The organism is Leptolyngbya sp. FACHB-321, from assembly GCF_014695975.1.
Taxonomy (GTDB): Bacteria; Cyanobacteriota; Cyanobacteriia; order Leptolyngbyales; family Leptolyngbyaceae; genus Stenomitos.
Genome location: NZ_JACJPI010000084.1, coordinates 71,792 through 94,387, shown reverse-complemented (window position 1 = coordinate 94,387; position 22,596 = coordinate 71,792). Strand labels below are relative to the sequence as shown.

22 protein-coding genes and 1 riboswitch are annotated in these 22,596 nt (G+C 49.1%); of the genes, 11 read left to right on the top strand and 11 right to left on the bottom strand.

All coding sequences use genetic code 11. The annotated features are described in order from the left end of the window. The first annotated feature begins 19 nt into the window (after nucleotides 1-19). Nucleotides 20-1,087: a Gfo/Idh/MocA family oxidoreductase gene (locus H6F76_RS27385; RefSeq protein ID WP_190452931.1), complete on the top strand. Its 1,068-nt coding sequence runs from the start codon at nucleotides 20-22 to the stop codon at nucleotides 1,085-1,087. A 111-nt stretch (nucleotides 1,088-1,198) separates the two neighbouring features. On the opposite strand, the gene rbsK is transcribed toward H6F76_RS27385, so the two are convergent. Next, the gene (gene rbsK / locus H6F76_RS27380) at nucleotides 1,199-2,152 is read right to left on the bottom strand and encodes a ribokinase (protein ID WP_190513087.1); all 954 of its coding nucleotides are present in this window, start codon (nucleotides 2,150-2,152) and stop codon (nucleotides 1,199-1,201) included. A gap of 560 nt (nucleotides 2,153-2,712) precedes the next feature. Between rbsK and H6F76_RS27375 the strand changes: the two genes are divergently transcribed. The 4 genes from H6F76_RS27375 to H6F76_RS27360 all read left to right on the top strand — a co-directional run bounded on the left by H6F76_RS27375 (nucleotide 2,713) and on the right by H6F76_RS27360 (nucleotide 7,291). Continuing rightward, nucleotides 2,713-3,753: an ABC transporter substrate-binding protein gene (locus tag H6F76_RS27375; RefSeq protein ID WP_347276139.1), complete on the top strand. Its 1,041-nt coding sequence runs from the start codon at nucleotides 2,713-2,715 to the stop codon at nucleotides 3,751-3,753. Between the two features lie 3 nt (nucleotides 3,754-3,756). Then, the gene (locus tag H6F76_RS27370) at nucleotides 3,757-5,310 is read left to right on the top strand and encodes a sugar ABC transporter ATP-binding protein (protein ID WP_190513085.1); all 1,554 of its coding nucleotides are present in this window, start codon (nucleotides 3,757-3,759) and stop codon (nucleotides 5,308-5,310) included. Beyond that, nucleotides 5,307-6,308: a ribose ABC transporter permease gene (locus H6F76_RS27365; RefSeq protein WP_190452927.1), complete on the top strand. Its 1,002-nt coding sequence runs from the start codon at nucleotides 5,307-5,309 to the stop codon at nucleotides 6,306-6,308. The genes H6F76_RS27370 and H6F76_RS27365 overlap by 4 nt, the downstream gene beginning before the upstream one ends. A gap of 278 nt (nucleotides 6,309-6,586) precedes the next feature. Then, on the top strand, nucleotides 6,587-7,291 hold the full coding sequence (locus H6F76_RS27360) for a bacteriorhodopsin (protein WP_190452926.1): 705 nt from the start codon (nucleotides 6,587-6,589) through the stop codon (nucleotides 7,289-7,291). An 18-nt stretch (nucleotides 7,292-7,309) separates the two neighbouring features. Here H6F76_RS27360 and H6F76_RS27355 read toward each other — a convergent pair whose 3' ends face one another. Genes H6F76_RS27355 through cbiQ form a run of 3 tightly spaced genes read right to left on the bottom strand, consistent with a single transcriptional unit; the run spans nucleotide 7,310 to nucleotide 9,054 of the window. Continuing rightward, nucleotides 7,310-7,447, bottom strand: coding sequence for a hypothetical protein (locus H6F76_RS27355; protein WP_190513084.1), 138 nt, complete (start codon nucleotides 7,445-7,447; stop codon nucleotides 7,310-7,312). Continuing rightward, nucleotides 7,428-8,267: an ABC transporter ATP-binding protein gene (locus H6F76_RS27350; protein WP_190513266.1), complete on the bottom strand. Its 840-nt coding sequence runs from the start codon at nucleotides 8,265-8,267 to the stop codon at nucleotides 7,428-7,430. Before H6F76_RS27350 ends, H6F76_RS27355 begins: the two co-directional genes overlap by 20 nt. Then, a complete protein-coding gene (cbiQ, locus tag H6F76_RS27345; protein ID WP_190513082.1) occupies nucleotides 8,251-9,054 on the bottom strand; it encodes a cobalt ECF transporter T component CbiQ in 804 nt (267 codons plus the stop codon). The genes H6F76_RS27350 and cbiQ overlap by 17 nt, the downstream gene beginning before the upstream one ends. Nucleotides 9,055-9,175: 121 nt before the next feature. Between cbiQ and H6F76_RS27340 the strand changes: the two genes are divergently transcribed. Continuing rightward, nucleotides 9,176-10,111 (top strand): GIY-YIG nuclease family protein, encoded by a 936-nt coding sequence (locus H6F76_RS27340; RefSeq protein WP_190513080.1) that lies wholly within the window; start codon nucleotides 9,176-9,178, stop codon nucleotides 10,109-10,111. A 125-nt stretch (nucleotides 10,112-10,236) separates the two neighbouring features. On the opposite strand, the gene H6F76_RS27335 is transcribed toward H6F76_RS27340, so the two are convergent. From H6F76_RS27335 to H6F76_RS27310, 6 genes are all read right to left on the bottom strand, one after another. Further along, a complete protein-coding gene (locus tag H6F76_RS27335) occupies nucleotides 10,237-10,536 on the bottom strand; it encodes an energy-coupling factor ABC transporter substrate-binding protein (RefSeq protein ID WP_190513078.1) in 300 nt (99 codons plus the stop codon). A 3-nt stretch (nucleotides 10,537-10,539) separates the two neighbouring features. Then, nucleotides 10,540-11,298, bottom strand: a complete 759-nt coding sequence (locus H6F76_RS27330) for an energy-coupling factor ABC transporter permease (protein WP_190513076.1) — start codon at nucleotides 11,296-11,298, stop codon at nucleotides 10,540-10,542. A gap of 21 nt (nucleotides 11,299-11,319) precedes the next feature. Then, nucleotides 11,320-11,525, bottom strand: a riboswitch (cobalamin riboswitch). 105 nt (nucleotides 11,526-11,630) lie between these two features. Beyond that, nucleotides 11,631-11,900, bottom strand: coding sequence for a hypothetical protein (locus H6F76_RS27325; protein ID WP_190452920.1), 270 nt, complete (start codon nucleotides 11,898-11,900; stop codon nucleotides 11,631-11,633). Between the two features lie 111 nt (nucleotides 11,901-12,011). Then, complete coding sequence (locus H6F76_RS27320) at nucleotides 12,012-13,856, bottom strand: AAA family ATPase (RefSeq protein WP_190513074.1); 1,845 nt, start codon at nucleotides 13,854-13,856, stop codon at nucleotides 12,012-12,014. Between the two features lie 68 nt (nucleotides 13,857-13,924). Further along, nucleotides 13,925-15,445: an ATP-binding protein gene (locus tag H6F76_RS27315; RefSeq protein ID WP_347276138.1), complete on the bottom strand. Its 1,521-nt coding sequence runs from the start codon at nucleotides 15,443-15,445 to the stop codon at nucleotides 13,925-13,927. Between the two features lie 81 nt (nucleotides 15,446-15,526). Then, nucleotides 15,527-16,252 (bottom strand): hypothetical protein, encoded by a 726-nt coding sequence (locus H6F76_RS27310; RefSeq protein ID WP_190513070.1) that lies wholly within the window; start codon nucleotides 16,250-16,252, stop codon nucleotides 15,527-15,529. A 206-nt stretch (nucleotides 16,253-16,458) separates the two neighbouring features. On the opposite strand from H6F76_RS27310, the gene H6F76_RS27305 reads away from it, so the two are divergent. The 4 genes from H6F76_RS27305 (at nucleotide 16,459) to H6F76_RS27290 (ending at nucleotide 21,145) form a co-directional block, all read left to right on the top strand. Then, a complete protein-coding gene (locus H6F76_RS27305) occupies nucleotides 16,459-18,375 on the top strand; it encodes an ArsA family ATPase (RefSeq protein WP_190513264.1) in 1,917 nt (638 codons plus the stop codon). A gap of 89 nt (nucleotides 18,376-18,464) precedes the next feature. Next, nucleotides 18,465-19,022 (top strand): filament integrity protein FraC, encoded by a 558-nt coding sequence (gene fraC, locus H6F76_RS27300; protein WP_190513068.1) that lies wholly within the window; start codon nucleotides 18,465-18,467, stop codon nucleotides 19,020-19,022. Nucleotides 19,023-19,036: 14 nt separating this feature from the next. Next, nucleotides 19,037-20,224, top strand: coding sequence for a DUF5357 family protein (locus H6F76_RS27295; protein ID WP_190513065.1), 1,188 nt, complete (start codon nucleotides 19,037-19,039; stop codon nucleotides 20,222-20,224). A gap of 147 nt (nucleotides 20,225-20,371) precedes the next feature. After that, nucleotides 20,372-21,145, top strand: a complete 774-nt coding sequence (locus H6F76_RS27290; protein WP_190513063.1) for an ABC transporter permease — start codon at nucleotides 20,372-20,374, stop codon at nucleotides 21,143-21,145. Nucleotides 21,146-21,163: 18 nt separating this feature from the next. Here the strand turns inward: H6F76_RS27290 and leuD are convergent, their stop codons facing one another. After that, on the bottom strand, nucleotides 21,164-21,766 hold the full coding sequence (leuD, locus tag H6F76_RS27285; protein WP_190513061.1) for a 3-isopropylmalate dehydratase small subunit: 603 nt from the start codon (nucleotides 21,764-21,766) through the stop codon (nucleotides 21,164-21,166). A 194-nt stretch (nucleotides 21,767-21,960) separates the two neighbouring features. Here leuD and H6F76_RS27280 point away from each other — a divergent pair, with 194 nt between their 5' ends. Further along, on the top strand, nucleotides 21,961-22,566 hold the full coding sequence (locus H6F76_RS27280) for an exopolysaccharide biosynthesis protein (protein WP_190452903.1): 606 nt from the start codon (nucleotides 21,961-21,963) through the stop codon (nucleotides 22,564-22,566). The last annotated feature ends 30 nt before the right edge of the window (nucleotides 22,567-22,596 follow it).

Sequence of the window (22,596 nt, the reverse complement as noted above, 5' to 3'; positions counted from 1 at the left end):
GGCTTGTTCAGGTATACAAATGGCAAACGCTCATCTTACGAGCGTACAGTCACAGAGAAGTCATCCGGAACCAATTCGGGTGGGCGTGATCGGTGTCGGTAATATGGGTCAGCATCACACTCGCGTCCTCAGTATGCTGAAGGATGTCGAGTTGGTGGGCGTGTCAGATGTCAATGTCGAACGTGGCATTGATACTGCTAGCAAATATCGAGTTCGCTTTTTTGAAGATTATCGCGATCTCTTATTACATGTCGATGCAGTGTGTGTTGCTGTGCCAACTCGCTTACACCATTCGGTTGGCATGACCTGTCTTCAAGCAGGTGTACACGTGTTGATCGAAAAACCGATCGCTGCCAGCATTGCCGAAGCCGAATCATTAGTGAATGCAGCCGCAGAATCTCAATGTATTCTGCAAGTTGGGCATATTGAGCGGTTTAACCCTGCGTTTCAAGAACTGAATAAAATTCTTAAAACTGAAGAGCTGCTGGCATTAGAAGCACATCGCATGAGTCCCTACGCCGATCGTGCCAACGATGTGTCTGTAGTGCTGGATCTGATGATTCATGACATTGATCTGATGCTAGAACTAGCAGCCTCTCCCGTCGTTAAGCTTACAGCTAGCGGTAGCCGTGCTTCTGACTCTGGCTTTTTAGACTATGTGACCGCGACCCTCGGCTTTGCGAATGGTATCGTTGCCACCCTTACCTCTAGCAAGGTAACGCATCGCAAGATCCGCCGCATTGCTGCCCATTGCAAGAATTCTCTCACCGAAGCCGATTTCCTCAACAATGAGATTTTGATTCATCGGCGCACGACTGCTAACTGCATCACTGATCACGGTCAGGTGTTGTATCGGCAGGATGGTCTGATCGAAAAAGTCTACACCAGCAATATCGAACCACTTAATGCTGAGTTGGAACACTTTGTTGGCTGTGTGCGAGGCGGCAGCCAGCCGTCAGTCGGTGGTGAACAGGCGCTGAAAGCGCTGCGCCTTGCCAGTTTAATTGAGCAAATGGCGCTCGATGGTCAGGCATGGCAACAAAAAGATATGCAGTTGAATGGTCTTGCTCAAGCTGTAGCCGTTTAAGCGCTGCAAGTTAGACCTGTTTTATTGCTTCAACTAGATAGTTCAATGATTTGAGTGGGTTCAACTTAACCAGTTGAACCCACTTCTTTTTGAAGAATAAGCCCGATCGAGTCAATGGCTAAAGACTGAAACCGAGCGATCGCGTTCTTTAAGAAAGGCTTCAACTGTAGCGCGATCGGGCAAGGATGACTGTGCACCTGCTTTCGTTGCCGATAGTGCTCCGGTGGCTGCACCCCAGACGATCGCCTCTCGGATCGATAACCCTTCTGCTAAGGCGGCGGCAAGCCCGCCATTAAAAGCATCACCAGCTGCAACGGTGTCTACTGCCTCCACTTTGAACGCTGGTATAAAGAACGATTCCTCCGGTGTCGCGCAGAAAACCCCGGTTGCGCCTAGCTTGATTACAACTGTTTCAACGCCTCGTTGCTGCAAGAGGGTAGCAGCTTGGGCAGCGGTATCAGCATCATGGACTGGAAACCCCACCAATTGTGCGGCTTCGATCGCGTTGGGTGTGATGATGCTAATCAGTGCATAGAGGTCAGTCGGCAGATCTGCCTGGGCAGGCGCGGGATCTAAAATTACTTTTACGCCTACGTTATGAGCGGCTTGTGCGGCTGCCACTACAGCAGGTAACGGAATTTCAAGCTGCAACAGGAGGGCGGTGGCTCCGGGTAGATGCTGGCTCAGGCGATCAACATCCACTGCACCCATCGTGCCGTTTGCCCCTGGAATCACAATAATGTAGTTTTCACTGCGATCATCCACGGCAATGATTGCCACACCGGAATGGTGGGATTCATCCGCTAAAACGTCCTCTGTATGAACACCAGCCGAGCGGAGACTAGAGAGTAGCTCCTGCCCAAAACTATCACTACCAACACGACCAATCATTACGGTTAGTACATTAAGCCGTGCCACCGCTACAGCCTGATTTGCGCCCTTGCCACCAGGAACAGTCGTAAAACTGTAGCCAAGCAGCGTTTCTCCAGGAACGGGTAGCGATGGAGTTCTAGCAACGAGATCCATATTGATGCTGCCAAAGACGATGATAGATGGGGAGTTCATAAGTCTGTCAGGTAGGTTAAATGAGAGCCTAGAAGTTACTTTTTATTACGCCTGCTGCTGTTTTAAGAGTAGGAGAAACGCCGAAAGCAACTATCAGTAACGCTTTGAACATATAGGCATCAGGAATCTATCTTGAGGAATAGGTGATTGAAGTATGAGTTTATTTTGCAAATCGCCACGGTAGGATAGAGCTTAGAGAGCTAAATTGAATTGAAGTCTGCAACATTTAATAACACGATCTTTCAACCGTTTAACTATTGGCTATATTTACCTTATACCTGTTTAATGATGCTTTAATACAAGCAACTTGATGCTTTGAAAGATTGTAATCTTGTTGTCTTGGAATAAAGCAAGCATCAAATTAGCGAATGCTCCATTCTCTCAAAGTTCCTCAAAAAATGAGCGTTTCACATAATAAGGTGAGGTTTTGAAAAGCTAATAGTCCAGACACTTATAGCCGCATCTAATTGAGTTTTGGCGACTCAAATTAATTGTGTTGCGAATTGAATTGTAGATCTTGATTCTTCTGGCTCCCTCATAACGAGTTGGCAGGAATAAACGTGAAGAAAATTGACTTTAAAGAGATTGCCACTTACAGTTCCCCACGACAGAACAGTAGTGTGGCTGGCATTGTTATAGCTGGCATGGTTGGGTTGGCTGGTAGCGCGTTTGTTGCTTGTACGCCTGGTGCTGAAACTAATAACAGTCTGAGTCCGCCCGTCCAAACTGGCGATTTGCAATCGATCGCTGTAACCGTTGGTGATCTCAGCAATCCCTTTTTTGTCTTGATGGGTCGCGGTGCTGAAACTGAGGCAAAAAAGATCGGTGGGGACAAGGTGAGAACAACAATCGTCTCCAGCGGTTATGACTTAAACCAACAGTTTAATCAGATTGAAAACTTCGTTGCATCGAAGACAAATATCATTGTGCTGAATGCAGCCGACAGCAAGGGCATAGCGCCAGCAGTGGCAAAAGCCAAGCAAGCAGGGGCGATCGTCATTGCGGTTGATACAGGCGCTGAAGGTGGGGTCGATGCCACCATTACTTCTAACAATGTGCAGGCGGGAGAGCTGAGTTGCCAATACATTGTTGATCGCCTCAAAGGAAAAGGTAATGTTGTCATCGTCAATGGTCCGCCGGTTAATTCGGTCATCGATCGCGTCGAAGGCTGTGAAAGCATCTTTGCAAAAAATCCTGGTATCAAGGTGTTATCAAAAGACCAAAACGCTGAGGGTAGCCGTGATGGCGGCTTGCGCGTGATGACCGATTTGCTCACCTCTTTCCCTCGCATTGATGCCGTTTTTTCCATCAACGACCCCAGCGGTATTGGGGCAGAGCTAGCAGCCAAACAGGCAAAACGGAGCGAATTCTTCATCGTGAGTGTGGATGGTGCGCCCGAAGCAAAACAGGCGATCGAAGATCCCAAAAGCCTTTTTGTCGCTACGGCTGCTCAAGATCCGTTAGGGATGACGCAAAAAGCGGTTCAAGTCGGCAACGACATTTTGCACGGCAAAAAACCGGCTAATCCCAACATTTTGATTCCCGTCAAATTGATTACCCGCGAAAACGTCAGTCAGTACCAAGGCTGGACAGGAGAATAACTCATGACCATCGATACACAAACCTCTGGTTCCAATGCGTCGATCGCCACCCCCGTTCTAGAGATGCAGGGTATTACTAAACGCTTTAATGGTGTGCCAGCGCTGCAAAACGTCAATTTGACGATTTATCCAGGTGAAGTGCATGCGTTGATGGGCGAGAACGGCGCGGGCAAAAGCACGCTGATGAAAATTCTGGCGGGTGCGTACGTTGCTGATGAGGGTGAGATCCGCATCAATGGCGAACCCGTTGATATTGCTGACCCAGGTCGGGCACGACGGGCAGGTATCACGCTGATTTATCAGGAGTTGAACGTTGCGCCTAATTTGACGGTGACGGAAAACATCTTTATGGGCAGCGAGTTGCGACGGGGGCAGTTTCTCGATCGCGCCCAGATGGCAAAACAAGCAACCAACGTACTAGCAACACTAGGAGCCGACTTTGCGCCCAATGATGTGGTATCTAGTCTGTCGATCGCCGAGCAACAGCAGCTTGAGATTGCGCGCGCGCTCAAAGACCAAAGCCGCATTCTGGTTATGGATGAACCCACGGCAGCCCTGTCTGATCGCGAAACCGAGCACCTGTTTGAGGTAATTCGCAAACTTCGCAGTGACGGTATTGCCATCATCTACATCAGCCACCGTATGGAGGAGGTGTACGCCCTAGCTGATCGCATTAGTGTGCTGCGTGATGGCGAATATATTGGTAGCCTCACCCGCGACGAAATTTCGGCAGATCGTCTGGTGCAAATGATGGTTGGCAGAGCCGTAGGGGATTTTTACGAACATCAGCGGCAAACCAACGTTGGTGCTCCCGTGCTGGAAGTCAGAAACATCAGTGATGGACGGAAGGTAAAGCCAGCTAATCTAACGCTCCATGCAGGTGAAATCGTTGGACTGTCGGGCTTGGTGGGCGCGGGACGTACTGAGCTATCGCGGCTCATTTTTGGTGCTGATCCAAAAGTATCGGGTGAAGTCATCCTGAATGGCAAGAGACTAGAGATTAACTCGCCAGGAGACGCGATTGATGCAGGTATTGGTTATGTGCCTGAAGATCGCAAAGACCAGGGTTTATTTCTAGAAATGAGTGCTGGCAAGAATATCGCACTCAATTCGCTGCAACAAGATTCTAGAGCCGGGATGATTAACTTCGGCACGATCGGCAAAATTGCCTCGGATGCGGTCGAGAGCTTTAACATCCGGTTGGCAAATCTGGAGATCCGCGCGATGGATTTGTCTGGTGGCAACCAGCAAAAGCTGCTGCTGGCACGCTGGCTAGCGATTAAACCCAGAGTCATTCTGCTGGATGAACCCACTCGCGGCGTTGACATCGGTGCCAAAAGTGAAATTTATCGCATCATCAGTGACCTTTCCGCTCAAGGCGTTGCCATTCTCATGGTGTCTAGCGAACTGGCAGAAATCGTGGGCATGAGCGATCGCGTCCTCGTGATGCGCGAGGGGGAATTGGTGGGTGAGTTGGGCGGTACGACCGGTACAGCGATTACACAGGAAAACATCATGGCATACGCTACAGGCGCATCGGAGGTAACAGCATCATGAGCCAAACTGAGCTAAGACCGTTAGGACGGAACACCGGCGATCGACCCAAAGCGCGATCGCGGGGCGGCACGAAAAACTGGCTGCAAGTGGCAGGTATTCTGCCCATTCTGCTGCTGATCTGCATTCTCTTTACCGTTCTCTCGCCGAACTTTCTCAATGCGGGCAATATGGTTAACATTGCCCGCCAAGCTTCGATCAATATCGTGCTGGCAACAGGGATGACATTCGTGATCCTCACGGGCGGTATTGACCTTTCTGTTGGTTCCATTCTAGGTGTGTCGGCAGTGGTTGCCGTGCTGGTGTCCCTTTTGCCTGCCTTAAGTTGGGCAGCAATTCCTGTCGCGCTGCTCACAGGTTTGCTGATTGGGCTAGTCAATGGTGCCCTGATTGCCTTCCTTGATTTGCCGCCGTTTATTGTCACCTTGGGTGCACTGACGGCATGGCGAGGTGGGGCCTATCTCGTTGCAAACGGCACGACGGTGATCAATCGTGACCTCGGTTTTGCCTGGATTGGCAATGAATATTTGGGTCCGTTGCCCTGGCTAGTGGTAATTGCGCTGCTGGCGATCGGGGCAAGTTGGTTCATCCTGAAGCGCACTGTTTTGGGTGTACAGATTTACGCGGTCGGTGGCAATCAGCGTGCAGCAAGACTCACAGGTATCAAGGTCAACCGTGTGCTGCTGTTTGTCTATGGCGTGAGCGGTTTGCTGGCAGGATTGGCGGGCGTTATGAGTTCCAGTCGTCTCTACAGCGCGACAGGAATGTTAGGCAATGGGTACGAGTTAGATGCGATCGCCGCAGTTATTTTGGGCGGCACTAGCTTCACGGGCGGCATTGGCACCATGCCCGGTACATTACTGGGTGCGCTGATCATCGCCGTGCTAAACAACGGTCTGACGCTGCTGAATATGTCCTACTTCTGGCAGCTCGTTGTTAAAGGTCTGGTGATTATTGTTGCAGTGACGATCGATCGACTCCGCAGACGAGGATCGCGGTAGCAGTCGAGAGCCAGTTTGTAGAGGAGCTAATGTCTTACAAGCTATAAGCACTGACGCAGAAATCGCGAAAGCCTACTGTTTCAGCCTTCAGGTTTATCCTGACTAGCTCCTCTTAAAATGTCCGTTAATCTTAATATTAAGTCTCCAATAGTTTGGGCAGAGATTGCGTTTACGCTTAATTAAAAGCCCTATACGTATATAGACATAATTCTTTCATTAGATAGAGGATTTTTTTTGGTTACCCCTTCTACATTGAGAAAAATGTTCGAGTAGAAGCAATGACACAGGTTTGGCTTTGGCTGGGATGCATCAGCATGACCGTAGGATCAATCTTTTTTGGCTTTGGAGCCGATCGTGCAAAAGGTAAGTCGTGGCAGATTGTTTATTGTTTGAATTTCTTTATTTGTGCTATTGCCGCATCGTTGTATCTGGCAATGATTTTTAAGCAAGGCTTTACCTATATTGGCGATCGTCCTGCCTACCTAACTCGATACTTAACCTGGACTTTTTCTACCCCATTAACACTCATCTTACTTAGCTATCTTGGGCGAACCAGTATTGTCATTGCAGCCAGTATGATCGGTGCTGATGTTTACATGATTGTGACTGGGTTTGTTGCCACAATTTCATCCAAACCAATTAGTAACGTTTGGTATATCGTGAGCTGTGGTGCTTACGCAGGCTTGGTGTATTTGTTGTTGAAATACTATCGCCAGCAAGCAGAGCAACATTACCCCCGATCCAAGAAAACCTTTAAACGCTTATTAACAGTTCACATTGCTATTTGGACGGCTTATCCGATCGTTTGGATTCTTGCAAGTACTGGTTTTAACGTAATCGGAAGTGTTGCCGAATCTGCCTGTTATACGATTCTGGATGTGGCGGCTAAGGTTGGCTTCGGATTCTTAGCTTTGAATTCGCTTCAGCAGTTAGAACAAGCTGAAGATGTGACCCAATACCAGCAAGAGCGAGCCCTCACTTAATCTTAAAGAGCGCTAAACCTACACCTTGCTGTCTCTGCTGCTTTGAATCTCCTTCAACACAGAGACTAACAACTCAACTAACACAATCAACGACGAAAGCGGGCGATCGCGTTTATCTCTGCTGCGATCGCCTCGTTCATCCCTGTCTAAATTCATTGAGAATACGCTGACGCAAGAGGTTAAAGTCGCTGGGGTAAAGCTCTGCCTGAGAAGACCAAGCAGCTTCCACGCGATCGAGCACTTCAAAAACCTGAGGCACACCCAGATGCAGTTTTTCTAGGAAATCGCGGTGGGCAAACACGTCTTGAGGGGCACCTTCTAGCGCCAGCTTTCCTTGATCGACCACAAACACCCAGTCTGCCCAACTGTAGACCAGATCTAAATCGTGGGTTGCCATCAGAATTGTCGTGCCTGCTGCCCAGATTTGTTTAAGCTTAACCATTAAATCGCGAGTGTGCAGGCGATCGAGGTAAGCAGTAGGTTCATCCAGCAACAGCAGTTCAGGTTGCATAACCATTACATCTGCCAATGAGACGCGCTTCTTTTGCCCCAGGCTAAGATGATGCACCGGACGATCCACTAATTCGGTCAGCCCAAACGCGGCGATCGCCTCTCCGACCCGTTGCGCGATCTCATCTTCTGGCAAGCCTAAATTACAAAGCCCATAGGAAATATCTTCTTCTACTGTAGAGGCAACTAGCTGCTGCTCAGGGTCTTGAAACACCAGCCCTACTTGCTGTCGCAGTGCCATCAGTGAGGTGCGATCGTACTGTAATGGCTTCCCCTGCCACCGCACCATACCCTGCTGCGGCTTATACAAACCATTTGCTAACAGAAACAGCGTCGTTTTACCACACCCATTCTGCCCAATAAGCGCACAGCGTTTGCCAGTTGGAATGCCAAGTGTTAAACCTTGAAGGGCAGGCTGAGGACTCCCTACATAGGTGTAACCAACTTGCTCAAACTCCAACAACATACTGCCATCCCGTAAGCGCCACCAAAACTGCGCAGCCAAAGAGTGCTTCTAGACTATAGCGTTTAGAGGTTTTGTAACGACGAGAATGCCAGATGCGAATATCGCCTGTAAAGCCGCGAGAGTCGAGAGCTTGAGACACCTGACGATAGTTTTCGAGCGTGCGGCGGAGCAATTGACCTACTAATAGCCCCAAGCTTTTCATCCACAGTCGCCAAGTGCGGTAGCCGCCGCGTGCTTGCTGCGCTGTCCAAATTTCACTGGCAGTCCGTAGCATCACAAAGATAAAGCGATACATCAACAGCAACAATTCAGTGAGCAATGCTGGGCACCCAACGCGGCGCAGACTGTCTAGCAGTTCAGTAAAGGGCACGGTGAGCATGATGAAGTAGATGCAAGCTGTGGAGGCGATCGCTCGTGCCGCCAATGCTCCTGCTTGCTGTATGCCATGCCTACTGAGATACAGGTAAACGTTGCCCCAGGTAATGCCCTGCCAAATATCTGCCTGCACCGCTGCCAGATGCTCTACACCTACGCCACTGATGATAAAAGCGGGCAAACTGGTCAACCAGAAAGCAATCGGAATCAAGAGCAGCCGAAGATAAATGAATGCTGGAATTTCAGCATAAATCACAGTCCACACGCTGAGCCAAACCGCGATCACAAGCTGAATAGAAACACTAGTGCAGTAGGTGATCAGCAAAAGGGCGATCGCAAACAGTAGCTTATGTTCCGGTGGCAGCTGCCGCAGCCGATTGGTGTATGCCAGTGTGTCAATTTGCAGAGCCATAAACCGTTAGCAAGTTAAAAAGTTTTAGGCAGCTTTAGATTATTTGTAAGGGCGTGAATGTTTAGGTAATCACATAAGCTGGGGAACATAGAGTAAGACACCTAATGAGTTAAGTAAAGCCGTGCTACAAGAATTTAGTACATTACCAAACCTAAAGCTTTTAGAGAGGGAAAGATTACCAGAATGTTCTGCAATTTACTTTGCGATCGCTCGTGATCAGGTTCTCTACGTTGGTCTGGCAACAAACTTAAGAAATCGTTGGCAAAAGCATCATCGTTCACCTCAACTTGAAGCAATCAATAAACGATGTGAAGTCAGGCTATTTTGGCTTAGTTGTGCTCAGAAAGAGCTTAATGAGCTTGAGCAACAGTACATTGAATATTACTGTCCAACCTTAAACCAAACGAAAATACCGGAGCGACAGCTCATACCCAGCTTCCAGATGCTCACGCTGTCATTAAAGAAATTGAGCGAACGAGTAATCTGTTTTGGAGCATGTCCCGCAGATAACCAACAGTTGAAAACATTGTTTTTGGGTTACTTAGCTGGATATAGAGAAATGCAGCTTTCAACAGCTACTCTTCGTAAAAGCTTACAGGCGATCACAAAAAAACCAAATAGTTTATTTAGATGGACAGAGGTTACTCGACGCAAAGATGGTGCTCATTGGTTGACAAGATGTAATGGGATCGAAATTCAACTAATCCCTTGGTTTGGAGAATGCGTCATGCATAATCCCAGTATGTATGAAGTGATGGTAGAGAAGCGGTTTAATACACGGACTTCAATTCCTGCACCTGAGTATGAATCTATGCGACAGGAAGTAAAAGCAATGTCATTTAGAGAAAGGCTAGAATTGGCTCGTAGTTCAGAAATTGGTCAAAAATTATTTCCATTAGAATGTGCGGCGCAATTCCGTACTGTTAGTGGTGTAGAAATTCTTTGTTTAACTGATAGCCAACTACAAGCCCTACTCTCAGACCATTTAAATCTTCAAGAGCAGCATCCTAAAATGACTGCTGTCCATAGTGATCCAGTGCCTAGCTTGGAGTTTTAACTCGATACCCTTACTAATCCTCATCAACCTCAAGTGCTGATAATGTTCTGAGCAATGATGAAATCTTTGCCAGGACTCGCACTCTCACAGCTCGTACAGATGAACAAAATGTGTTGCTGCATCGCTCAACCTTGCTCGTCTTTTTTGCGTCGCTCCGATCGTCCTTTATACAGCCCTAAAACGTAGCCCGTTACGCCCGCGCCTACACCTGCTTGAGCCGCAAATAAGAACGTTTGCACTTCAGGACCAGAATCTTTAAGGATAGGTTCAAACCAGGGCTTATAGTTTGGATGATCTTTCTCGATCGCAGTCACAAAACTGCTATCAGTTGCGCCAAATTCTTTGCCTTGGAGTACCAACAACGGACCAAATGCTAGAACCAAAACCCCAATGATTAACAACCAATTACCGGGTAGTTTCTTCATCGCTTATGCATCCTGTTCCAAAAGTTTGAGCGTTTGCAATTCTTGTTTGCCATACTGTTGCAGCCAGCCCCAAACCAGCACTGTTAGCAGCCCTTCACTAATCGCTAGTGGCAATTGAGTGACAGCGAAGATGCCCGTAAACTTAAGCAATGAAGCAATGAAACCACCCTGCACCGCCGGAAACGCTAACGCGAGTTGAATAGCGGTCATCAGGTAAGTTAGTAAGTCTTGCAAGACTACAGCCAGAAACACCGCCAGCTTTTGCTGACCCGTTTTCATCACAGTGTTGTAAACCACATAGGCGGCTAATGGACCGACGATCGCCATTGAGAAGACATTTGCGCCCAGCGTTGTAATGCCACCGTGTGCGAGTAAGACTGCCTGAAAGATGAGCACCAAAGTACCTAGCACCGTCATGGTAAGCGGACCAAACAAAATAGTACCTAACCCAGTCCCGGTCGGGTGCGAAGAACTTCCGGTGACAGAGGGAATCTTTAAAGCTGAAAGAACGAACGTGAATGCGCCTGCTAATGCCAACAGCAGCTTTAACTCAGGATTTTGCTTTGTGATGCGAGTGAGCGATCGCAGCCCTACTAGAAAAAACGGTAGCGACACAGCCCACCAAAAAGCAGCCCACTGTATAGGCAAGAATCCTTCTGCAATGTGCATTGCATAGGCTGGCTGGGCAGAACCTAGCAATAAATAACAACTTAAGCCAGCCATTAATCCAAGGCTGACCCATTTCCGGTAGCGTGTCTTCATCCTGTGCCTCGCAGATAAGACGGTATCCTTAAACGACTTGGCAGGTGTTCTGACTTAAAGAGTATTGAGTTTTCAATCTTAAATTTCCTGTTGGTTAGCCCAACTCAAAACCCATCATTCAAAACTCATCACTTTTCTCACAGTTGCGGGACAGCGGTAGAGTTTCACTACACTTTCCCTGTTTCCTCTGACGGCTTTCCGCCAGAACCGAGTCGTGAGACTCAGCATACGTGATTAGGAAGATCTTAGAAACCAGATCCACGAATAGTTTAGATCCCCGACTTCTTTAAGAAATCGGGGATCTAGAGTTTTTAGAAATGGTGTTTTGGACACTAACCGCCAATCTGTATCCGTCGTTCAAATTCTTCGCGGGTGCTTTCAAGCAGAGCAAGCGCTTCTGGATAAATGTCGCTGTGTTCTTGCTTTACCCATCCTAGTAAGCGCGTTAATTGCGCGTTACGTAGCTCTAAGTCAGTTTGAAAGATAGCAGCAGTCGCCATGTGCTTGGCGTACTCTGTTGGATGCCCTTGCGTCATGAATGTGGCGGTTAACGCAGCAAGCGCGTGTTGACGAATTGGATCGGGCGTCTGTTCAGAAAGCATTGGTAACAAAAGTGAAAGGATGAAGTGTAAACCAACTGCTGGAGAGCATTTCCCTTGACTCAAATTAAGTGAGAATCAAGGGAACGCCCGTGGAGTCGTCAACGAGGAACACTAAACCGACCGACGTTGATCTGACAATAGTTGGTAAGCTGCCAGAAAGTCATCCGTAAATATCTGGATAGTGGATGCATCAGTAGAACCTGCGGCTCGGTAGCGCCGAATTGCTTCTAGCGCTGCCTGGTTGCTAAGAAGCGCCAGATCTGCTCCATTCCAGCCATCAGTTTGAGTTGCCCAATGCATCAGATCGACGGCTGCTAGAGGACGATCGTCGTTATGAACCTGCAAAATTGCCAGCCGTGTGGGCAGATCGGGTAAATCAACTTTGAGTTGGAGGTCTAACCGTCCAGCGCGGAGAAGGGCTGGATCGATCGCGTCCGGTCGGTTGGTCGCACCGATGAGCAAGACATTGAGGCAGCCCTGAAGCCCATCGAGTTCGGTCAGGAGTTGCCCAACCACACGATCGCTCACTCCCGAATCACCGTTGAATTTACCGCGCACGGGCACCAGCGTATCGATTTCGTCAATAAAAACCACGCATGGAGCCGCCTGCCGTGCTTTGGCAAATAACTCACGCACTTCTTGTTCAGCAGCACCTACCCAGCGGCTTAACAATTCGGGACCGTTCACGGCAATGAAGTTGGCTCTTGCCTGCGAGGCAACCGCTTTTGCCAGCAAGGTTTTGCCGGTTCCCGGTGGTCCCCATAGTAAGATGCCGCGTGGCGCTTTGGCTCCGGTACGCTGGTAGAGTTCGGGATACAGTAAGGCTCCTTCCACCGATTCTTGCAACGTGCGCTTGATCGCTTCCAGTCCACCGATTTGCTCCCACGGTATGTTAGGCGACTCAACTTCAACCGATCGCAGCACTGAAGGTTTCACTTCTTTGAGCGCTTGCAGGAAATCTGACTGGTTAAGCGTCATGTCGTCTGGAATGGCTCCTTGTAGCGAGGGCACCTGGCGACGTAAAGCGCTATAAGCAGCTTTTTGACAAACCGCTTTGATATCGGCACCCACCATACCTACTGTTAAATCAGCCACGATCGCCAAATCCACTGACTCATCTAGCGGCATGGTGCGGGTGAGAATGGTGAGAATTTCCAGGCGACCATGGCGATCAGGTACACGAAACTGCACTTCGCGATCAAACCGACCGGGACGACGCAGCGCTGGATCAAGATGATCGGGGCGATTGGTCGCTGCCAGAATGATCACGCCCTTCGTTTGAGCAAAGCCATCCATCAAGCCCAGCAGTTGTGCCACTAGACGCTTTTCGACTTCACCTTCCACTTTGCTGCGATCGGGTGCAAGGCTGTCAATTTCATCAATAAATACAATGCAGGGAGCCGCTTTTGTTGCTTTCTCAAAAATGCCGCGCAGGCGTGCCTCTGCTTCCCCGTAGTATTTGCCCATCACTTCGGGACCGACGATCGCAATGTAGTTCACGCCCAGTTCCTGCGCCAACCCTCGCGCTGTGAGCGTTTTTCCTGTTCCTGGTGGACCCACTAACAGCACACCACGCGGCGGTTCTAACCCCAGCTTTGCCAATAGATCGGGACGCTTCAGTGGAATCTCCACCAGTTCCCGCAGTTCTTTCAGCACGTCAGACAGTCCACCCACATCGTTGAGCGAAGCCGCTGTTTCACCATCACTGGCATCACGATCGCTGAGAGGCGGTGTCACAATAACATCTGGTGCCGCCGTTGCGTCCCCTGCTCCCCCTGCATTCGATGGCATTCGACTAACCCCAATACCACCAGGAATATTGCCCTGTCGGGGTATGCTGCTTAAACTACGGGCATTAATCTGAAAGTTGGTTTTTAACTCTCCCTTCTCGGCTTTTTCTTCCAGGACTTTCGCCAGTTCAAGCAGTTGCTCAAACCCCTTAAACAAATCGCTCATCGTTCTATCTCGACAATGGTATCCCGACAGTGGGTTTACCTCTAGTAAGCCCACTTTGGGAGTCGGGCTTACATCTTACAAACGGTTGTCTGTTGAACTGGGATACAAACCTGAAATTCTGCGCCCTGTCCGGGTTCCGAGTAGCATTCTAGTGAGCCTCGATGCTGCTCCGCAATGATTTGATAGCTGATGTATAACCCCAATCCAGTGCCTTGCCCAACTGATTTAGTTGTAAAGAAGGGATCGAATAAGCGTGGCAGTGCTGATGGAGAAATGCCAGGACCATTATCTCGAATGCGGACGATGACCTGTGTATCAGAACATTCTGTAATGATTGTGATAGTGGGTAAGGGTGAGTCAACGGCTCTGCTGCTGAGTTGCTCATTGGGTTGGGCGTTGTGCGTTTCTGCTAGTGCATCAACCGCATTGACCAGAAGGTTCATAAAAACCTGATTAATTTGTCCGGCGTAGCACTCAACCAGAGGCAGCTTGCCGTAGTGCTGGACAATTTGAATACCAGGGCTTTCAGCGTTTGGCTTTAAACGGTTTTGGAGCATGAGTAAGCTGCTGTCAATGCCTTCATGCAGATTGCTTGGTTTCATTCCCGCTTCATCCAGTCGGGAGAAATTTCGTAGGGAAAGCACAATTTGACGAATGCGATCGGAGCCAATTCGCATGGAGGACAGCAGTTTAGGCAGATCTGCTCGTAAAAAACTCAAATCCATCGTCTCAATTTCGGTCTGGATGGCTGGAAGTGGCTCTGGATAATATTGTTGGTAGAGATCAACTAGGTGGAGCAAGTCTTGTACATATTGCTCGGCTGGGTGAATGTTTCCGTAGATGAAATTGATTGGGTTGTTAATTTCATGTGCAACCCCAGCAACCAATTGCCCTAAGCTGGACATCTTTTCGCTCTGTACGAGTTTTGACTGAGTGTCTTGAAGGGTTCGTAGCGTTTGTTTCAACCGCTGTGCTTGCTCGCGCGATCGCCCCTCCGACTGACGTAGCGCCTCTTCTGTTTGCTTGATCGTTGTAATGTTGTGGAAAACAGCAACCCCCCCGCAAAGAATGCCGCTATCATCCCGCAACGATCGCGCTGTCGCACTCAGCCAGATACTTTCGTCTTTTTGGGGCGATCGCACCAGCATTTCGGTTGCGTTGACAGCTTCTCCTTGAATGGCACGGACTAACGGAAACTGCTCGGTTGGGTACGGCGTTTTAGCATCGGGTAGGTAAAAACTGCCAAGGTTGGCTTGCTGCGTTGTCCATTGCTCTAACGAGCTACTATCAGGCTGCACCCCAAGCACCTGCTTGGCAGCCGGATTGATGAACAAAAAACGACCGGCTTCATCCGCCACCATGACACCATCGCCCATACTTTCCAAAATCGATTTCAGGACTCGTAAGGCTTCTTCGGAGTAGGCTAACTGCTGTGCGCGTTCCTGTAGGTCTACCAGTGCCGCTTCTAACCGCACCGACTTTTCTAAGGTTTCTTGCTCATAAACCTCTAGTAGTTCCTCCAATGCAACAACTTGCGCTCGGAGTTGCTCAACTTCTTGAGACTCAGTGACATGGTTTGTATCGTTCACGCTAAATATTTTCCCTATACAGAAGGGTGATTGTCGGACTGTCGATGCAACCATTGGAGCCTTGCACTATAGCGGTCTCAGTTAGGCAAACACGGTGCTTTTGTCAAAGGGGAGCACTGCCATTTTGGCGTTGAGAGCCAACGTTTTGAACATATCTGCCGTAGCGTCGGGGATAGGCACCTTAGAGAACAGAATGATGGCTATGAGGTTACCAGAGGGTAAAATGCCGCCAAAGCCCAGTACTGATTGCACTCCGCAAGGAGTGACAAACTCTGCCTGTGCCGGAACAAACGCACTATTAGCTGCCTGCGCTACATGAAAAACGTTGTAGGTTTTCTGCTCTAGATCGGCCAGTAAATTGGGATCAGGAGCCAGCACAGCACCGATTTCTAGCCCAAACTGCTGGATCAGTTGAGAGATCATTGGTGATTGGGCGACCAACTGTTCACTAACCAATGGAATCGCTTGATGACCGATCGATGCCTGTCTGGCATTCCATTCGGAGCGATCGCCAGCCGTAGCCAGTAGCGTCAGGCATTTGGTTGTAGGCACATCTGGCTGTTTGCCCAACATTCGATCAGCAAATTGTTGGAGTTCGATCGTTAAATCCTCATAGGAGTGAGTTTTGAAAAAGCGTGTGAGCGCAAATGCACTAGCCTCCGTCTGCTCATCGCTAAACTGTTCATAGAAATAGCGAACGATCCGATCGGCTGCTTGCTCCATACTCGTCGCCCCTACACCCAGCTTTCGTAGAGCAGTGCCACATTCGGTCATATCGCTTAGAGTAAAGTTTGTCAGGTTGTACATAGCACTGATACGCCTACAGGGTTTAACTTCGTTGCGTTGCACCCGACTATCTCATCACTCAAACGCGCTATGAAGTAACACTCATTACATGAAGGGTTCCCATCTGGTTCGTTGCACTATCAGATGAGAAGGAGTAGAGTTCCTTGCAGTCAGCGGGGTACTCTGTGGATATGGAACTTCAGCTTTATGACTCGCTTCACCTGACTATGTTTAGCGGCAAGGGAGGTGTTGGCAAAACAACTCTCGCCTGCGGCTTTGCGCGACAATGGGCACAACGATTTCCTGATGAGTCAATTTTGCTGCTGTCTACCGACCCAGCGCACTCATTGGGTGATGTACTGCAAATGACGGTTACAGACGACCCTCAACCTGCTGTAGATCTGCCGAATCTCAAGGTGCGATCGCTCGATGCAGAAATCCTCCTACAAGCGTTCAAGAGCGATTACGGCAATGTATTAGAGCTGTTGGTCGAACGAGGTAGCTTTGTCGAAAACGAAGACCTGACACCCGTTTGGGATCTAAGTTGGCCCGGATTAGATGAACTGATGGGCATTTTGGAAATCCAGCGGCTGCTGCGCGAACATGAAGCCGATCGTGTCGTGGTCGATATGGCTCCCAGCGGACATACGCTCAATCTCTTCGGCTTAATGGATTTTCTGGATGAGTTTCTAAGTGCCTTGGAGCTCTTTCAAGAAAAGCACCGTGTCATTAGCCAATCTTTTACCGGACGCTACACCGCCGATCATGCTGATGCGTTTTTGCAAGACATGAAAGCAGACCTTGTGGGTGGACGGCAGCTACTTCAGAATCAGGATGCCACTGCTTGCTTGGTCGTGGCGATCGCCGAACCGATGAGCCTTTTGGAAACTCAACGCTTTCTTACAGCGTTAGAAACTTTGAAGATTCCAGTTGGTGGGGTGTTTGTGAATCGTCTAGTGGAGGCAGAAGGCAGAAGGCAAGAGGCAGAAACAGGGGAGGCAGAGGGCAGCAATCAAGCATCTTTTCATCCTTCATCCCCCGCCCTTCTCGATCGCCTCGCTGAGCAGCAACAACTTCTGTCTAAATTCATTGCCCTGGCAGATCAGAAGCCAATTTTTGCTGTACCGCAGCAAGCGCAAGAGCCAGCGGGGACGATCGCGCTAGATCATCTTTTCACCCAAATTCAGCCAGCAACGGTAGAGTCAGTCGTCATTACGGCACCGCAGATACAAATGCCAGAGAAGATTCCGCCTGGGTTTGGCGATTTTATAGCGGCGGGACGACAACTGATTTTGGTAGGTGGCAAGGGTGGCGTGGGCAAAACGACGGTAGCAGCAGCGATCGCATGGGGGATGGCAGAGCGTTATAGCGATCGTAAGATTCGGGTGATTTCGATCGATCCCGCCCATTCGCTGGGAGATGCCTTTGGGCAAGTCTTGGGGCATGAGGCGATCGCGCTGACATCCAACTTGAGCGCGCAAGAAGTGGATGCTGAACAGGTGCTCGATCAGTTTCGGCAAGATTACCTGTGGGAACTGGCAGAGATGATGAGCGGCGAAACCAGTGATGGCGAGACCACGCTCAAGCTTGCCTACGGTCCTGAGGCGTGGCGAAAAATTGTGGCGCAGGCGTTGCCGGGTATTGATGAGATGCTGTCGTTGGTAACAGTAATGGAACTGCTGGAGTCCAAAGCACAAGATTTGATTGTGCTGGATACGGCTCCCACAGGACACTTACTGCGCTTTTTGGAAATGCCATCGGCAATGGGTGACTGGCTTGCCTGGATCTTTAAGCTGTGGATCAAGTATCAGGATGTGCTGGGACGCACTGATTTAATTGGACGGCTACGGACGCTACGGCAACGGGTGATGCAGGCACAAAAAAAGCTGAAAGATCCAAAATACACTGAGTTTATTGGCGTGATTCAAGCGCAAGCGGCAATTACAGCCGAAGCCCAACGGCTAGCCATAACGCTAAACGACATGGGCATGGCTCAACACTACATCGTCCAAAATCGCTTTGAAGCGGGACAAAAGCTAGCAGAAGGGCTGTTTTCGGAACAGACGATCGTCCATTTACCAGGGTTGCCCCGATCGATCTCGCCTAGCGATCGCATTCAGATGGCAGCAAAATTATTATTTTAACGGTCAGTATGGTCAGCAGTCACGGCTAAAATACTGGTACTCATTCATTCTGCATGAGCCGCCTGGTTAACCTTTGAAGGAAAGGAGCGATGTCTTTTGAAGTCTTGCCACTAAGAGCTGTGGTGTTTCAATGCTTATTTTTGCTGATTGCGATCGCGATCGAAGCATATGTTCTACATAGAACGTTGAGCCTGGATTACAAAACCAGTATGCAATATGCTGTCAGCGTCAATCTGCTCTCCACATTTCTTGGCTGGATCTGCTTTTTTCTCACTCAACCATTGTTACCACTAGAATGGCGCGTTCAGCTCATTAGCTTTATCTTTTTTGAGCACTTTTATGCAGACCCCATGCTACTTAATGTGGCACCGGTGCTGGTATTTTGTGCCCTTGGTATGTTTTTGGGTACCTTTCTTGTCAAACTTAAAGGGTTAGATTTTTTGGATATTCTGCTCGAAAAAAATCCCAAACCCAAAGCCACAAGCGAAGTGAAACCGATGCGCTTTCGTGGTCGACAAGGTCAGCTTGTGGGCGTCCGTGCCAACAGCAGAGTCTATGCTGTACTGGTTGCCAATGCTTGTAGCTTTAGTGCTATTCTGCTGCTACTTTTCTTCCGTCTGGTTGAACAATCTTACCTTCCTCGTTAGATACGTTGACTAGAATGGAAAATATTTTAAGTTTTTTAGGACAATTAATCTCTAGCTTAATTCCTCCCAGTCTACTTTCTTGGCAGACATTTTTTTGGCTGGGTGTCTTTATTTTCTTCTTTGTAAACTTAGGTTTTAATCTTGCGATTAGACAATTTTTCTTATCTCTTCTTAGTATTGATGAGATCTTTAAGCAGTTACGCAAAACGCTCACGCCACCAAAGCCCGACTCGTGGCAAACGTTGCTCTGGATTAGCATCTTTTCCTGGGCAATGTCGCTTTTGCCTGCCCGCGAATGGATGCAAGGTTTTATTGCCACATGTGCCTGGTTCTTTCTGATTCCAGGCATTCACTGGTTCATGCATGAGGAAAAGTTCAAGGTTTTTGACCTGACGCTTAATATCAAAAAAGGGCTAACTATTGGTGGTTTGTATCTTGCTCCCTGGATAACAGGTGCCTTAATCTGTACCCTTCTTTTTTCTGGTTTGCCGGAGGAGGAGCGCACTCGCATCGCCTTGCTTTCTTGGCCACCGATTTCAGCCGTAATTGCAGCGTTGCCAAAGTTTATTGGGATCGGTCCAAAGTATAAAACTCCCAAGCCGGAGGCACGTCAAGATCTTGTCATCTTATTGCTTTCCAACCTTCTCTTGAGCTGTTGGTTTCAGCTTTTCTTTCTAACACAATCCTGGCTGGTTGATTACCCTAGCCTCATCACTGAAGACTTAAGTAAAAGTGCGTTTGTGATTAAGTTTGTGAACAATCCTACTGAATCTCGTGGTGTGACGATTTTAGATCAAGCTGAGGTTGTTTTGAAAGAACAGTTGGATGGGCGATCGTGGTCACAGGTAGAGCGGTGGTTGCTAGAGTTAGAGCCGCAAATGCAGCAGCTAGAAGATGTTGTGATGACCCGCATTTCGCCTGTAAAAGAGAACTCGTTGTGGGGTTTGCAGGGTCAAGTCTTGCCGAGAACAGAGTACCAGATGCAGATGATGGCGGTTTGGCAAGGACCATCGGCTGATGGCACTGGGTATTATTTGATGAAGCCCTGCCAAATAACTCGTGTGCCTGATACGCGTCGATCGATCGCACGCACAGTGGCATCGACTCAGATTGCTAGAGTAACGTGTGATGCTGTGACAGACCCGACCGCAGGGCAACCAGGGGATGGAGGAGGGATGATGAGTGAAGGAGTGAAGGAGTAAAGAGGTAGGGGGGCTAAGTGAGCCAGCACTGATCGATCCCTTGCCCATCGGCAGCGCTGCCGCAAATTTTCTGTCGTGATGTTATGGAAGCCTTCGCTAGAAGGGGTTTGACAAGTTTACAACAAGCATGAGTTTGAGAAAGTAAGTATGAATGCGGCTAGAACATTGGTTATTACAACAAATGTGTTTCGTGAGGTGATGCGCGATCGCGTCCTCTATCTCATTGGCTTGTTTGCGCTGTTTCTCGTTGCCTGTTTGCGCCTGCTGCCCGAAATTGCCGCCGCAACCGAAAATAAAATTCTGCTGGATGTGGGTCTAGCAGCAATGAGCTTACTAGGTCTGGTTATTGCGGTTTTTGTTGGTACGGGACTAATTAACAAAGAAATTGAGAAACGAACTGTGCTGGCGCTACTTGCTAAACCAATCAGCCGCACCGAGTTTATTGTTGGCAAACATCTGGGCTTATCGGCAGTGCTGGCGGTACTGGTGGCAACGATGACCGCTATTTATATGGCAATTCTGGTCTTTGGTCGCGTGCCATTTCCTGCTGGTAGTATCCTTGTTTCGTCACTCTACTTATTTCTCCAGCTTTCGCTGATTACTGCTGTGGCGATCGCGTTTGGCGTGTTTACCAGTTCGCTACTAGCAACGCTGCTCACGTTTGCGGTTTATTTTATGGGCAACTTTAGCCGCGATCTGGTGACGCTGGGCACTCTCAGTAAAAACCCAGCCATTGAAAACATGACCCGAAGCCTCTATTTGGTGCTTCCCGATCTGGCGCGGTTAGATCTTAAAAATCAGGCAGTGTATGGTCAACTGCCCAGCCTCACAGCGCTGCTGGAGAATGCTCTTTATGGGATTCTCTACATTGTGGCGCTGCTGGCGATCGCCACCTTCGTCTTCTCGCGCCGTGAGTTTTGACTCTAGGCTGGGATTGCTTTAGCTAGCTTTGCTCCACGCAACGTAGGGTAAGCGTGATGCTGTTGCTTTTACTGCCTCTGCTTGCGCAACTAACTGCCCGCATGCATCCCAGGTGCCGCTGATCATCATTTGACGCACGCCTTCGCCGATCACTACGGGCACTGCAACATCACCATACTGTACTGTCAACGCTTCTAAATTGATGGTTACAGGTAGGTCAGGAGTTGCCGTGATCGCGTCCTGCAACTGCTTCACCGCTTCAGGAGTAGCCGTTACGCAGGGAATGCCCATTGCTACACAGTTCCCAAAGAAGATTTCGGCAAAGCTTTCACCAACAATCGCCTGAATGCCCCATTTGGCAATCGCTTGCGGTGCATGTTCCCGCGACGAGCCGCAGCCAAAGTTGTTGTTTACAACGAGAATTGTTGCGCCCTGATAGGTCGGCAAATCAAAGGGGTGCTGTCCCTTCGCCTGTGTGCGATCGTCGGCAAACACTTCGGCACCCAGCCCATCAAACGTCACACAGCGTAAAAAGCGGGCGGGAATAATACGATCGGTGTCGATATCATTGCCAACAACCGGAATGCCGCGTCCCGAAACTGTTTTGACTTCGCTCACCATAGGATCTACCGCTAATAAAGAAGATCCAGTATAGAACGGATTAATAGTACAACGTCAGTGTGTTGGCATGGGAAACTGGGTTTAGAGGCACTAGTCTAACGGTGATCGTCCTCGATACACACTTGGACAACAGTTGCATGGGAACATCAGCCTGAACACGTTAGTCTAGCGGTGGAACTAGGATCGTCCAACTCATGAACCTGAGATTTTCGCAAGACCTGGAGAACCTGCTTAATCGCCTCATTGAAAAGCCGCTGACGCTGGGCGACATTCTGGCAGAAACGTCGGAGCGAGGCTTTGGTCTGGTGATTGTGCTGATGGCATTACCGTTTTTACTGCCAATGCCACCAGGGTTTGCAGGTCCGTTAGGTTTTGGCTGTCTGGTGTTGTCAGCGCAGATGGCGTTGGGACGACGATCGCCCTGGTTACCCAAACGCATCGCCCGATTTCAGTTTCCAAACTGGCTCGCGCTCAAGTTACTAACCTTGCTTCGACAAGTGACGGGGCTGCTGGAGAAAATTGCCCGACCACGGCTGCGACGGCTTGCTGAAAGTCATCAGATCTGGCGGCTCAACGGGGTGTGCATTGCGTGGTTAGCTTTTTTGCTCATGCTCCCTATTCCCTTTACCAACCCCATCCCCACGACTGGAATTCTGCTGTTGGCAGTTGCCACACTAGAAGCAGATGGCTTGTTAATGTGTATTGCGTATGGCATGACGATCGCGATCACCCTGGCAGTGGCAGGCATTGGCTATATGCTTTGGCAGTCTCCCACTTTTTTTCAGAACTTGTTTCGCTAGGCTTTACCCGAAACACACAAACTACTGCGT